This window comes from Cytobacillus sp. FSL K6-0265, from assembly GCF_038003465.1.
Taxonomy (GTDB): Bacteria; Bacillota; Bacilli; order Bacillales; family Cytobacillaceae; genus Cytobacillus; species Cytobacillus stercorigallinarum.
In genome coordinates, this window is the sequence record NZ_JBBOPE010000001.1 from 4038184 (window position 1) to 4052296 (window position 14113).

Annotated in this window: 12 protein-coding genes; 2 read left to right on the forward strand and 10 right to left on the reverse strand. The window is 36.3% G+C overall.

What is annotated here, in order from left to right; all coding sequences use genetic code 11:
* Positions 1 to 81: 81 nt before the first annotated feature.
* From MHH73_RS20450 to MHH73_RS20460, 3 genes are all read right to left on the reverse strand, one after another.
* Positions 82 to 843: a tyrosine-protein phosphatase gene (locus tag MHH73_RS20450; RefSeq protein WP_341069096.1), complete on the reverse strand. Its 762-nt coding sequence runs from the start codon at positions 841 to 843 to the stop codon at positions 82 to 84.
* Between the two features lie 98 nt (positions 844 to 941).
* A complete protein-coding gene (locus MHH73_RS20455) occupies positions 942 to 1637 on the reverse strand; it encodes a CpsD/CapB family tyrosine-protein kinase (protein WP_225230702.1) in 696 nt (231 codons plus the stop codon).
* Positions 1612 to 2361 carry a YveK family protein gene (locus MHH73_RS20460; RefSeq protein ID WP_341069100.1) on the reverse strand — a complete coding sequence of 250 codons (750 nt, stop codon included), beginning with the start codon at positions 2359 to 2361 and terminating at the stop codon, positions 1612 to 1614. Before MHH73_RS20460 ends, MHH73_RS20455 begins: the two co-directional genes overlap by 26 nt.
* A 221-nt stretch (positions 2362 to 2582) precedes the next feature.
* On the opposite strand from MHH73_RS20460, the gene MHH73_RS20465 reads away from it, so the two are divergent.
* Positions 2583 to 3338 carry an SGNH/GDSL hydrolase family protein gene (locus tag MHH73_RS20465; RefSeq protein WP_341069102.1) on the forward strand — a complete coding sequence of 252 codons (756 nt, stop codon included), beginning with the start codon at positions 2583 to 2585 and terminating at the stop codon, positions 3336 to 3338.
* An 89-nt stretch (positions 3339 to 3427) separates the two neighbouring features.
* Here MHH73_RS20465 and MHH73_RS20470 read toward each other — a convergent pair whose 3' ends face one another.
* The 6 genes from MHH73_RS20470 to MHH73_RS20495 form a co-directional block, all read right to left on the reverse strand.
* Entirely contained in the window at positions 3428 to 4870 is a 1443-nt protein-coding gene (locus MHH73_RS20470; RefSeq protein WP_341069105.1) for an SLC13 family permease, read from the reverse strand.
* On the reverse strand, positions 4867 to 6045 hold the full coding sequence (locus tag MHH73_RS20475) for a glycerate kinase family protein (RefSeq protein WP_341069107.1): 1179 nt from the start codon (positions 6043 to 6045) through the stop codon (positions 4867 to 4869). The genes MHH73_RS20470 and MHH73_RS20475 overlap by 4 nt, the downstream gene beginning before the upstream one ends.
* Positions 6046 to 6276: 231 nt before the next feature.
* A complete protein-coding gene (locus tag MHH73_RS20480) occupies positions 6277 to 6819 on the reverse strand; it encodes a PepSY domain-containing protein (RefSeq protein ID WP_341069110.1) in 543 nt (180 codons plus the stop codon).
* A 97-nt stretch (positions 6820 to 6916) separates the two neighbouring features.
* Positions 6917 to 7657 carry a PepSY domain-containing protein gene (locus MHH73_RS20485; protein ID WP_341069113.1) on the reverse strand — a complete coding sequence of 247 codons (741 nt, stop codon included), beginning with the start codon at positions 7655 to 7657 and terminating at the stop codon, positions 6917 to 6919.
* Between the two features lie 77 nt (positions 7658 to 7734).
* Complete coding sequence (locus MHH73_RS20490; RefSeq protein WP_341069116.1) at positions 7735 to 9117, reverse strand: sensor histidine kinase; 1383 nt, start codon at positions 9115 to 9117, stop codon at positions 7735 to 7737.
* A complete protein-coding gene (locus tag MHH73_RS20495) occupies positions 9114 to 9809 on the reverse strand; it encodes a response regulator transcription factor (RefSeq protein ID WP_341069119.1) in 696 nt (231 codons plus the stop codon). The genes MHH73_RS20490 and MHH73_RS20495 overlap by 4 nt, the downstream gene beginning before the upstream one ends.
* Before the next feature lie 305 nt (positions 9810 to 10114).
* Between MHH73_RS20495 and MHH73_RS20500 the strand changes: the two genes are divergently transcribed.
* A complete protein-coding gene (locus MHH73_RS20500) occupies positions 10115 to 10540 on the forward strand; it encodes a hypothetical protein (protein WP_341069122.1) in 426 nt (141 codons plus the stop codon).
* 362 nt (positions 10541 to 10902) lie between these two features.
* On the opposite strand, the gene MHH73_RS20505 is transcribed toward MHH73_RS20500, so the two are convergent.
* Positions 10903 to 14097: a fibronectin type III domain-containing protein gene (locus MHH73_RS20505; RefSeq protein ID WP_341069125.1), complete on the reverse strand. Its 3195-nt coding sequence runs from the start codon at positions 14095 to 14097 to the stop codon at positions 10903 to 10905.
* Positions 14098 to 14113: the final 16 nt, after the last annotated feature.

Below are 14113 nucleotides of genomic sequence, written 5' to 3' on the forward strand. Positions count from 1 at the left end.
CCTATATAAAAACCAAACAGATTCACCGATAATAGACATAGCAAAACACGATAAGAAGATAGGCTCGTCCTATTTGTCAATTTAAAACAACCCAAATACCCTCTTACGTTTGATTTTTTCGGGCATTTCCTTCATAACGTTTTCCCCGTTAAGGAGTAGCTCGGCATTTTCTGTGAAGAGGTAGACAATATCCGTTCCGTAAAGCTTGTCGAGGGTGTCGATTGCTTTGTTGAAATGGAAAGGTCTGGTTGATGTATTGTGTGCATCAGAAGCGATGAAATGGGTGAGATTCGCTTCGATGATTTGCTGCGTAAACTTTTTTACATTTTTGCCGAAGTGGCCGACGAGACTTCCGGCGGTCACTTGGGTGAGTGCTCCCTTTTTAACTAGGAAATATAATAGTTCCGGTTGTTCAATCAGCTGCTGGTTTCGCTCTGGGTGTACGATTATGGGTATAAGCCCTTCCAGCTGCATGTCATAAAACAATTTCTCTGTGTATTTCGGTACATGATTCGACGGAAATTCAATAAACATATAGTTGGTGTCTGCTAATGTTTGAATTTTCCCTTCTTGCCATTCCTGTAATACTTCCCCAAATATCCGCACCTCTTGTCCCGGATGGATAGTCAGCGGGAAATCTTCTGCCTGCAATCTTTCATTTAAACGATAGGCCTCTCCCACGATCTTTTCCTTGTCATTCCTATACTTCTCTTGATAGTGAGGTGTGGCAATGATTGCAGTGATTCCTTCATTTATTGCCTGCTTTGCCATGTTGTATGATTCTTCAAATGTTTGTGCGCCATCATCTAAATGGGGTAGGATGTGGCAATGGATATCAATCATTACTCTCCTCCTTATCAGTATTTTAAATATTACAAATTGAATGATTATTAAAAAAGACAAAATGAAAGTTTCTATAATTGCGTAAAAAGGGTGTGGTTTTACGAACCATAGTAATAATAGTCGTTTAATTTTTTCATATTCATCTTATTTAGAACAACTCCAAGGATTTTCCCCTTTGCTGACTGCAATAATTCCTTCGCTTTTAATAGTTGTTCTTTCTCAGTCTTTTTACTCTGGGTAACGAGCACAGTGCCATCACATTTATTTGAAAGAATTTGTGCATCCGTTACAGCCAATAATGGTGGTGTATCAAATATCACGATATCAAATAGCGTTGTCGCCTCTTCAATCACGCGATCCATTGCTTTTGAGCCAAGCATCTCCGATGGGTTCGGTGGAATCGGCCCACTTGTTAGAATAAAAAGATTCTCTACTTCTGATTCTTGGACAGCATCTGTAAGTACCGTCTGTTGAGAAATGACATTAGCTAATCCTCTCGTATTCAACACATTAAAGGTGTATTGCACAGTTGGTTTTCTTAGATCAGCATCAATCAGGAGTACTCTTTTACCTTGTTGGGCAAAAACAACAGCAAGATTAGCAGTAGTTGTCGATTTTCCTTCCCCTGGTCCAGCTGAAGTGATCATCATTGTACGAATATCTTCGTCGAGCGAGGAGAATTCAATGTTTGTTCGAATCGTACGGTATTGCTCTGATATCGGTGACTTTGGTTGATGTTTCGTAATGATATTTCGTTTCAGCTGATTATTATGCTTGTTCCGTATTAGAGCCAACGTTACTCCTCCTCGTATTTTGATGTTTTTGTACCCCTGCCTTTTCATTTCCCTCTTCAATGTTAGCTACTAATCCAAGGACAGGTAAGCCAACCGTTTTTTCAATATCTTCTTCATTCTTTATTGTGTTATCCATATACTCAAGTAAAAATGCAAGGCCAACACCAGCCATTAAACCTACTACAAGTGCAATGGCAATATTCAATAGCGGGTTGGGTTTGATGGGTGATTGATTCTCCGCTACCTCGGCACTGGCTAAAATGGAGACATTATCTATATTCATAATGTCTGGTATCTCACTTCGGAACACTTCAGCTGTTTTATTTGCAATGAGCGCCGCTTGTTCGGCACTTTCATCCTCCACTGAAATCTTTACAACTTGAGAGTTTTGTTCACTTTGGACGGAAATTTTTTCATTTAATGCACTTGTTGAAAAATTCAAATTAAGCTCTTCCTTGACGATATCTAGTATCGCTGGGCTCTTGATGATGACGTTATATGTATTAATTAATTGTAAATTACCGTCTAAATCACTTTTTGTTATTTCTTGATTATCTTTTGCTTGGTTCACTAAAATTTGTGTAGACGATTGATAGACTGGAGTTAATACAAAGTAGCTGACCACCCCACTTATAAGGGCCGCCGCGATAGTAATTGACAAGATTAAGATGATTCTCTTCTTTAATGTATCAAACAGTTCTTTTAGACTAATAGTTTCTTCCATGTGCCCCTCCCAGTTAAGAACTAAGCAAAATTGATTATACCATATAAAATGCAACATTTGTTACATTTTGCTATTTTTAAGGAAAAAATTTATATTTTTTTGATACTATTGACTATATAATCTATTATTAAACAACCAAAAGTAGGTTATTAGTTTTATTATTTTTCAATTATTATATTTTAATAACTTTTCTTACTAAATAGGATGAAAGGAGTGATTATATGAAAATAATATCCATTATATTAGCCGGATTGCTCAGTCTAGTAATTATCGTCGTGAGTCACGTTGCTTGGGTGGAAAGAACAAGCATGAATGGAAGTGCCGATGTAAATTCAGTAGAAAAAGAGGAAAAAGCAATCCAGGCAAGTTTTCTAGCAATGGCTGCTAATTGGCCAGAGGATGCTGTACAATCTTATGCACAAACTTTAGAAAACAACGTCCCTTATAACCTGGTGCTCGTTGGCTCTGATTCTTCAATGGGGGAAGAAGACGGTTGGGCTGCACAGTTAGCCGCTAACATACGTGAACATTATCAAGACTCCATAACAGTAGAAACCGTTCGTTTTGATCGTTTTTCAGGTGACTTTAATATTGATGAAGTAGACCAGTTATCACCTGATCTAGTATTAATTGAACCATTCTTAATGAAAGATAATGATTGGTATGAAGATGTGACGGAACCGCTTGAGAATATCGACAAATGGAGAGAAACACTTTCAGAAACGAATCCAGAAGTAACCGTGATGTTGCAACCCGCCAATCCTTTTTATTTACCGCAAAAATATAAACAGCAAGTGGATGCGCTAGAAACGTATGCTTCTGAACAAGGATTAACTTATATTAACCATTGGGAAGCTTGGCCAAATACTAATGATCCATTCATTCGAGAGTACTTGGAGGAAGATTACTACCCGAATGAACAAGGTCATCATCTATGGGTAGAATATTTACGAGAATATTTTATAGCAGAAGAGTGATTAAAACTGTACATACATCTCACGCTCAATGATTATAGCTTTACTAATATAATGCAAAAGGAGCCGAATGAAGGCTCCTTTTTTTACACTTATAACCCTGTCCAGTTCCAATAAGTAAAGTAAAACAAAATCATCAATATAAAATAAATCGGCATTAAGAACATATTTAACTTTAATAAAATATTGGCACGATAACTCATCGTGTCATGCTCATAGTATACTAATAATGCCTTCGAACTGACCGGGAAAGTTAAGCAATAGTTCATCCCTACTAAGCTTAAAAAGAGCATAGAGGATGGCTCTAAATTAAGTGTCATACTAAGCATTAATATACCTGGTACCATTACTACCGCCCTTGTCGTATGTGAGGTAATGTAGATGTGACTGGTTATAGCGATGAGGATAATAAGAATCACAAGTCCCCATGCAGGGATAGGGGGAAAAGCTCCTATTAACTGAAATACCCCCTGCTCTATCCAGCTTACCGCACCTGTTTCCACCAGGTTCTTACCTAATGCTGTTGCACCAGCGACAAATAAAATCAAATTCCACGATACAGCCTGTAAACCCTTCTTCCAGGTAATGACGCCATACTTAGGCAGCATAAAAATAAAGGCACCTACAATTGTAATCAAACCTATTTCATATCCATGAAGTGCTTCTGTTAGCCACAACAAAATCAAGACAGTTAAAAGAATAAGGGTTTGCTTCTCCTTTTTGGAAACAGGCTTTACTTCATATATATTGTTGATATTGTTCGCGTCAAATGGGGCTGCAGTTAATTCCTTTGAAAAAAATAATTTAAAAACAAAATATGTGATGAAACTGATGATCAAGGTAAAAGGGAGCCCCCATATCAACCAATTTATATAAGAGATACTATCTCCTGTGGTCTTCTCTAATATTTCAATCCCGATTAAATGTGAACCCGCTCCTAATAATGTTGAAGAGGTTGTCATTAAAATAATGACTGGTACGAACAATGCAATGATTTCTCTTTGTTGCTTATTCTTAACAAGATTCGCTATTTCTCTTACAATTGGCAACATGAGTACCGCCCTGCCGGAAGTGGAAGGAATAAAGATAGCCAATGGAAACAGAGACAACATCAAATACAATAATAGTTGGTTTGTGTTTTTAGCTTTATGAATAATGACTCGTGTCATTCGAAGAGATAGACCAGAAGAACTAAATGCTTCTCCAATAATAAAAGCACCAATCATCAACCAAATGATCTCCGAAGAAAAGGACGAATAGAGCACATCTGTATTTGCACCATTTAATAAAATGAGTAATAGTAATGCACCTAAAGCCACATAAGCGGCAGGAAGTTTTGTACATACCCATAAAGCTAGTGTAATAATGAAAACAATCATAGAAACCTTTGCATCATAAGCTATATTCTCTGTGAAAACAATGAATGAACACAAAAATGAGAGAAGAATGACGATAAATTGTGTTACATTTGGAAGCTTAGATAAGAATGTTCCAGTAGACGGTTGCTGGTTTTCTAGTAAACGATTAGATTTCATATGATACCTTTGCCCAATTTCCTTTCAGCAATTCGATAGCCAACCTGAATTTGACGTACAGCTGCCTCTGCACAATCAGCAATTAAATTTGCTGCGTCTTCCATCGCCTTTTCTAATGAAGTTGGCTTCTGAATAATGCTCATATAAGCATCAATCCCACTTGTATAGTTTACCCATGCATCCTTTCCAATGGACCCAGTAATTGCAATCACCGGTATGCCCAATTGTTTTGCTAATCTAGCAACTTCCGCAGGAATCTTCCCGTTTGGTGTCTGTCTATCTATACACCCTTCCGCAGTTAATACAAGGTCAGCACCTTCTAGATGTTCTTCAATTTGAATATATTTCATAATAATTTCATAACGTGGAAATAGTTTTGCACCTGCAAATGCCACTAAACCTGCCCCTAATCCCCCAGATGCGCCACTACCTGGTAGCGTTTTCACATTATGCCCCGTAGCCTTCTCTATTAAATTAGCAAAGTGCGATAAACCATTAGCCAATATCTCTACTTCTAGTAAGGAAGCTCCTTTTTGGGGTGCAAATACGTGCGCCACTCCCTTTGGACCACAAAGTACATTATGCCAATTACACGCGACATTTATTTGTACTTGAGATAATCTAGAATCTATATTGGTTAAATCCATATATGCAATATCACTTAAGCAGCCCCCTCCCGTAATTTCTATTGGTTGATGATTTTGATTAAAAAATTTAGCACCCAACGCTTGTGCCATACCCGCCCCACCATCGGATGTACCCGAATCACCACAGCCAAATAAAATATGAGTCGCTCCTGATTCTAAGGCAGCTAAAATTAATTCTCCTACACCATAAGTATGAGTATTTAAAGGGTTACGTTGATGAAGAGGAACCATTCTAAGCCCAGCAATAGCGGCCATTTCAATTACGGCTGTTTTTACGTTGTTTTCCTCATACAACCCAAAGTATGTCTGTACTTTTTCACCTACAGGATTTGTGGCGTCAATAAATTTAAGTTCACCTTTCTTAATTTTAATAATTGTTTTGACAAAACCTTCTCCACCATCAACCATTGGAATAACATGAGTATCCACAGCGGAATCAAAACGCCTGATCCCTTTATCAATCGCACTCGCTACTTCCTCAGCTTCCAAACACTCCTTAAAACCAGATGGGATAATCACTATTTTCATTTTACTGCCTCCAAGTCATTTTTTATTAGGAAAATGAGCCATTTCCATTTAAATCCGTCGCTTCTAAGCTTTTTCACTTTCCTTGTTATCTTCTATACTAGTTTTTGAAGATGAGAATTCTATGTAAGAACCATGATAGTTAGATTAGAAATCAATAAGAATGAACCCAAATAATCAACCGTAATAAAAAAGGCATGTAAATGGTTCTCACCAAATACATGCCAGGCCTCATTAATCCAACTCTTTTTTTATTATCTCTCCAGTTTTTGCATTCATCTCTATTTCCACTTCGCCTTTTTTAGAATCAGCTTCAATTTCATAAACAATGAGTCCATCTTCTTCATCCAGTTCAATTTCATTCACTTTACCGTTAGAAGCCTTTTCTGCAATTGCTATCGCATCTTTTTCTTGTATGATCCGTTGCTTGATTAATTGCTTATCATCATCGTTAGCGTCGTCTCTATCTCTTTCGATATCACCATCTTCATTACCTTGATCCCTTTGGATAGAATCACCTGAAGAGGCATCTACTTTTACGTCCTGTTGATCATCGTTATTGTCATCATCTCTACCCCTATCGTCATATTGATTCTCTCCATCATCTTGTTTACTGGTTGCAACAACATTCTCTACTCCGACCTGAGATACGTTTTTATCTAACTCTGCATTGATAGGAGTAGCAATCGTTTCATTATTATTTGTAGCCCCAACAGCAACGGCTCCACCCATAATTACACCTGTTATGATTAAACCAACAAAAATTTTATTTTTCATGTTTAATATCCTCCTTTAATCTTCTGATTACTTATAATATAATCGTGTAAGATTAAGGCATTAGGTGAGTAACATTAGGATTTGCTGAGAAATAAGATTAATCATCAAATGAAATAGTAGGTTTTCCAGTTAAAGTATGAACTTGTACGGTTGCCTCATTATCATCATCCGTTTCAATTTCAATGAGATAATAAGTTTGGCCACCAATATTTTCGATTTCGATGTCATCATCGACTGTCCCTTTTACATGTTTCAACGCGATTTTAATTGCTTCATCTTTAGAAATAGCCACTGGAGGATCTTCTTCTTTTTGTTTGCCTTCTTCCGGGTTTTCTTCTTTAGGTTTTTCAGCTTTATCTTTTGAAACAATTGAACCTGTTTCTGCATCTACTTTAACAATATACTCCTCTTTATTCTCCAGAACTTTAGCTACATAAACATCTTTCTGATTTTCGTTTTTTTTACTAATAGATAAAATATCATCGCTTGACAGTAATAAGATACTTTCTATTTCCTTTTCATTCTTTATCGTTTTATTACGATCATCACCGCCACTTGAGTTATCTCCAAGTTTCTTTAAAGATATTATATCTCCATTTTCTGCATTTAAAGAAACTTCATATATTCCGCTTTCTCTCGTCATTTTTATGTGATAAGCACTTTGTTGTAATTCGATATTTGTTACTTTGCTGCCTTTATACCTTTCCTCAATTAAGGCAAGGGCATCTTCTTTAGTAATTGTTTTCGCAGAAGTAGTTACTCCTTGCCATGTAACAATAATAATAAAGGTAGCAATGACAACTAACCCAAGAGTAATCCATAACCCTTTTCTTCTCATTATTATCCTCCATTCTATATCCATTTCCTTTATTATCTAATATAAAAATTAAAAGAAAATGAGAAAGCACTGATCGATTAATTAATTTTTGTTTTCCTATGTTCGTTATTAAACACCATGGTAACTGTTGTTCCTAAGTTTTCAACACTCTGTAATTTTATCTCAATGGCTAAAGCCTCGGCAATTTCCTTCGCTAAAGAAAGTCCAAGTCCGACTCCTCCTGTTTTTCTGGACCTTGCTTTATCAATACGGTAAAAACGTTCAAATATTTTGGGAAGCTCATTCTCATCTATACCTATTCCACGGTCAGAAACATGAATAAGTATTTCTTCGTTACTCTTCTCACTCAAAGTGATTGTAATTTCATCATTACTATACTTTCTTGCGTTATCAAGGAATATAAAAAGTAATTGCTTTAACTTTTGTTCATCTGAGTAAATGGACGCATTGCTATCAATTTCACTTTCAAAAATAATCCTTCGATTGTAGCCGTTCTGGAAAGCTTTTGCTGAATCTACCAAAAAGTCGCTTAGGCTAATTTTGGTTGTTTCTATATTCCATTGTTGATTATGTTGTGCTAGGAGTAATAGTTGTTCTGTCAAATTTTTCATTCTAATGGCTTCAGAATGAATCGCTTCAATTGATTCTTTAAAAAGTTCCTCATCATGCAATCCTCGTCTTTTTAAAAGACTGGTATAGCTTTCAATTACAGTTAGTGGTGTTTTTAGTTCATGGGAAGCACTTGAAGCAAATTGTTTTTGCTTATCAAAGTTGACTTCGAGTAAATCAATCATATGATTAAAAGTCGTACCCATTTCATGCAATTCGTCATTGGAATTGTTATTTAATGGCAGACGTTTAAATTTCCCACTTTCTCTAATTTCACTCATTGTCTTAATCATTGAAGTAATCGGCGCAATAATAAGGTTGCCTAATAACCTACTAGAAATAATAACTGGAATCATCGCAACTAAGGTTACAATGATTAAAACCAACCGTAATACTTTTAAATTTTCTGTCGTTCTTACAATGCTTTTAGCGATTTGTAGGTTAGCCACTTCACCATTGCTTAAAATAACCGGAATCGAACCAAAGGTATATGAGGTTTCACCTTCTTTAATCTCGATATTTAATGACGGACTGAATGATTTCTCTATGTTATGCGCCTCTTTATTAAAAGAGGGATCCACAAATGTACTAGCTGCCTTTTGGTTATCCTCATAAACAATACGAACCATACCATCGATAGGAATATAAGCCCGAAGTAATGTGTCCATTGGTACTGTGGCAAGTGACTGATCGATTTCTGCAGAATTTCTTTCCAATTCAAGCTTCCCACGGTCAAGTTCACTATTCATCATCATATTGCTAAACAACAAATAAATCGAGATATTCATGACGATAAGTAATATGATAAACAAAATAGAAGTATACAGATTAATTTTGTTTTTTAACTTCATTTCATCTCCCTTATAACATATCCCACGCCTCGTACCGTATGGATAAGCGCAGGCAGATTCTCTACGTCAATTTTCTTCCGTATATATCTAATATAAACATCAACAACATTTGTATCGCCAATAAAATCATATCCCCAGACTGCTTCAACGATTTGATCACGATTCAGTACTTGTCGCTTATTTTCCAATAAATAAACGAGCAAATCAAACTCCCTTGGTGTCAATTCAATGGATGTATCTCCACGAAAAACTTCCCTTGTTTTCTCATTCACTTTTAAATTAGCAATCGTTAGCACATCATCTTCATTTGCTACTTCCTCAGTGACCTTATTTCTAAATGCCACACGGACTCTGGCTAGCAACTCTTCTATTTGAAAAGGCTTTGTTATATAGTCATTTGCACCTAAATCTAATCCAGAGACTTTGTCCTCAACTGAGCTTTTCGCAGTTAAAAGAATAACAGGTGTATGATTATCATTGGTCCTAATTCTTCTTAACAACTCTATTCCGCTAATCCCCGGAAGCATAATATCTAATAATATGAGATCCCATATTTTTCTTTTATAAGTATGGAATCCTTCTAACCCATCAAGTGCTTTTGTCACTTCATATCCTTCATATTCCAGCTCTAATTCTAATAACCTTGCAATTTTTTCTTCGTCTTCAATGACGAGAATTGATTTTTTGTCCATTAAATACCCACCCTTTACAATCCACTTTATGATTGATTGTAGATTCTTTTTATTAAGATTCTATTACTTTATGAATATTTTTATATTAATACCTTTCAACCCCAGTTTCTGTTAAAATCCGTGTTTATTAAACGGCCAAACGGCTCATTTCTCATCATTTTTTAAAAGAGGCAATTAAATATGAGCTTTCTTTTTTTATCTAGTGCAATCGTTTGTTTTTGAATTGAGACTTTTATTGGATGAATTTAACCGGAGCATTTGTTATGGTTAATTAAAATTATATTTACAGGAGATGAAATTGCATCATGTATAAATGGCAACTTGCACTAATTACTGGGATACTGCTCCTCTCTGCTTGTAACAGTAATTCCGTTGAGGAATCGGACATGAATAAAGAGAAGACCCATGAAGTGTCTCAATCATCTGATGAAAAAGAGGCAAACTCAAAATCAGGTAACCCTTCAGTCCCTGTACAAAACATAGCAAATGATAAGATTTCTAACGAAAAGGATTTGTCTTCATTACCAGAATACGGCAAAATTATAGAACTAATCGGTGATCAAGATTATCTCTTCACAAAAGAATCAGATACTGGAAGTAAACGCGTGTTTATTATTGAGCAAAATGGTGAAAAACAATATAAAACTATCTTCATCAAGAAAACAAATCGACTTAAAGTGATAAAAATTCACGGTAATGGCGGAGAAGTTTTCAACCAAATATTACCATAAAAAGAATGACAGAAAAGACACTAATAGCAGGTAGAAGTAATGAAAGTCGACCGGACCCTTTGAGGTTATTCTTTAAGTATTTATACATTTCTATGGCATGAAAGAAGTTTAAGGAAATTCACGCCATGATTTCCTATCCGATTCAAACCAATTGTTTCTAGGTAACTTGCACATCTTCATACCTGTTGTTCGCATTTTGGCTTTGCCCATACCTTTTCCCCAAAGGTATAGGTATAACTTATGCTCATGTGTTTGGTTGTAAAGAGGCTAGAGCAAAAAAACACAATAGAAACTAATTTTCCTCACATTGTTCGCCGGAACTTAATAAAGAGTGACACCATTTTAGTGTCACTCTTTGTTCATCATTTCACTGACGGCTGTTTTTTCCTTGCAAGGAATAACATGATCGCTCCTGCAAGCAATATCGCCATGCCCATTACTAAATAGTTATAGCTGTTGGTTGACGTATTCGGTAGGGCTTTACCTGTTTTCTCCTCTGGTTTGGCGCTAGATTTCATTTGCTCCTTTTTCCCTTTGATGACATCTGCTGGTGTTTTACCATCAGTTGGTTTTTTGTTGCCATTGTCTGGGTCTGGCTTTTTCGTTGGTGGCGGAGGAGTGTTGCCCTCGGCCGGTCCGTCTTCTACTGCTGTTGTTGTTGCTTCTGCATAAGTATAACCAAGGATTTCATATTCTTCGTCATATGCCATCAATTCAATTGTGTAGGTTGTGTCTTTCTCAAGTTCTGTCCAAATATGTGAGAGTGTATCAGCATCTACGATTTCATACTCTTCGCCATTTAGAGAGATTTCATATTCATAGACTGAACCTTCACCATCGTATACCCATTCTGTTTCAATAGCATCTTCTTTTGCTTCTACTTTTGTGAAATAGAGGTCTTCACTAATCGTGAATACATAATCGAAATAGATTTCAATTTCTTCTCCGTCTGCATTTAATGCAGCAATAGCCACTTCATATGGTGTTCCCGGAGAAAGTCCAGTAAATACGTAACTAGATTCTGTTCCTGATACGGTATCTACTAATTCCCCATCTATATACAATTCATAATCTGCTACTTCTTCTTCCCCGGTATATTCCCATTCTGCATAAATTGAATCATGCGTCGTTGTTAAAGAGGTAAAACTTAAGTTCCCCATTTCTTCTTCATATAAAACTTCCACACCGCGCATTCTTAATTCTTTAATCACTTCCATCGCTTTCGACCCTTCGGAAATGTCAAGCGTTGGGACAGAAATGAAAGAGACAAGAGCTAAGTAAGGTAAATCCAGTAATGGCGAAATATCCGTAATAGCTGTTTCATCCATAGCTAAAAATAATAGATTATTACCATTCTTTAGTGGCGTAATGTCAGTAATGGCATTACCTGAAATAATGAGACCTTGTAAAACATGGGCATTCTCAGAATTTAACCAATCAAGATTCGTCATATTTGTATAATCTGCAAGTAAAAATAATAACTGTAATTTCGTTAGCGGTTGGAAATCACTAATTGGATTTTCCGATACGATTAAAAATTGCAGGTTGGCTGCTTTTTCAATTCCTTTAAGACTCGTGAGTTCATTATCAAAGAGTGATAATTCGATTAAACTACTTGGCAGAGCAGGGAGCTTCTTATATCCATTGCTATCTGCTGTAAGCGATTGTAAGTTAGGTAAACCTTGTATTGGTGATAAATCGAGTCCAGTATTGTAGGACGCAACAAGCATATTCAAGTTTGTTAAGCCCGACAATGGTTTTAAATCTTTCACTTTCGTGTCATCAATATATAGTACTGATAATTTACTTAAGTCTTTAATCGCTGTTAAATCGCTGACTGGGTTTCCTGTTATAGAAAGCTCTTCAAGGTTAGTAGCCAGTTCTAGCCCCGCTAAATTCCGAATGCCTTCATAATCAACATACAGTGAAGTTAAATTTTTCATATCACTTTCATAAATGTCACGGCTAATGCCAAGAGTCATCTTAATCATGTCTCTTAACCCTTTGTCTTTAATCGACACTTTTTTTCCTTCAGGTAATTGAGCCGTTTTTACATCCATCGTTGCTCGACCAATTAATTGTTTACCTTCATAAGCCTTAATAACGATATGATAGGTTGTATCTGCCTTTAAATTTTTAAATACATGTTCTTCCAGGTCAGATACTTTCGTTTCTTTCCCATCTATAGAAACAATATAATGATCTGGGTACAAATTGATATTGGCTTCAGGCCAGAAACTCCAGTACACTTGAATACTTGATTCATTGACAAATCCACGCTCTAACATCATATTTACATCATCTGCTTCATTGCTGTACACAGCTACGCCTTTTGCTGTTAAATCTTTCAGTACAGCTTGCGCTGAAGCATTTTCACCAATCCAAGGTAAGCCATAGGCATAAACTGTTTGAAGATTCGTTAATTTCTTAAGAAAATCCAGGTTGGCTAGTGAAGTATGAGAAATATTTAACTCTACTAAACTTGTGCTAAAAATACTTGTATCTGTAATAGTTAACCCTGTGACATCAAGGTCTTTTAACTTTGTTAATGCTTTGATTGGTGTTAAATCAGCAATGTCATTATAACCGAGATGCAATGTTTCTAAATTGGTCGCAAATTGTAATCCCTCAATGGAAGTTACCCATAAATTCGAGATTGATAGACTGGTTAATCCGTTTAAATCAGCTTGATAGATATCGCGCTTTAACCCTAATTCGTCTTTAATTGCTTGCTCAAGAACTTTGTCTTCAAATGAAATAACTTCTCCTGTCGGTGCTGCCGATGTTGTTACTTCTACCTCTGCTGAGGAAACGACTTTACCTTTTTGAATGCCTTCTACTTTCACTTTATATGTCGTTGCAGGGGTTAATTTCGTTAAGGCATAAGTTGTTTTATTTGGTGAAACGACTTCTTTTAAATTGTTATCAACGTATAATTTAAATTCATCAACATCCACTAAACTCCATGAGATGTCAGCTGTTGTATCGGTTATCTTATGAGCAGTCATATTCAATGTAGGGACAGTTTCCTCTTGTGCTGCCGCTTCTTCATCAACTACTTGTTCCTCTTCCTCAACAACGGTTCCCTCTTCTTTTGCCGACTCTTCACTAGCTTCCTCTTCTTCAACCGGCACTTCTACCGTTATCGATGTTTCATTACTTTGCACCTTACCTTGTGCAATCGCATAAGTCACTGTCTCTCCAGGTTTTACCTCAGAATCACTCAATTCATATATGCGATAAACGCCATCTTCTCCAGGTTGTTCTTGACTCATTTCTGGTTCGCTGGCAAGAACCGAACGTTCTCCATTTTTAACGAGCGTGAACAATTCTGCATTTTCATTTGCAGCTTCTTCATATTTCACTCGCCATTTCAGTTGCACTTTTCCGTCTAAATATTCTGGATTTTGTAATTGGATTTCTAATGGTTGTTCTACATCAGTTGTTCCTGGTGATGTCGGTGTTTCCTCCGTACTCTCTGTCTCCGCTAGGACGGATGCAGGGATGAAAGAAAAAACGAGCATCATGGATAAAAGTAGATGGATAAATTTTTTCATTCCCAATTCCCCTATT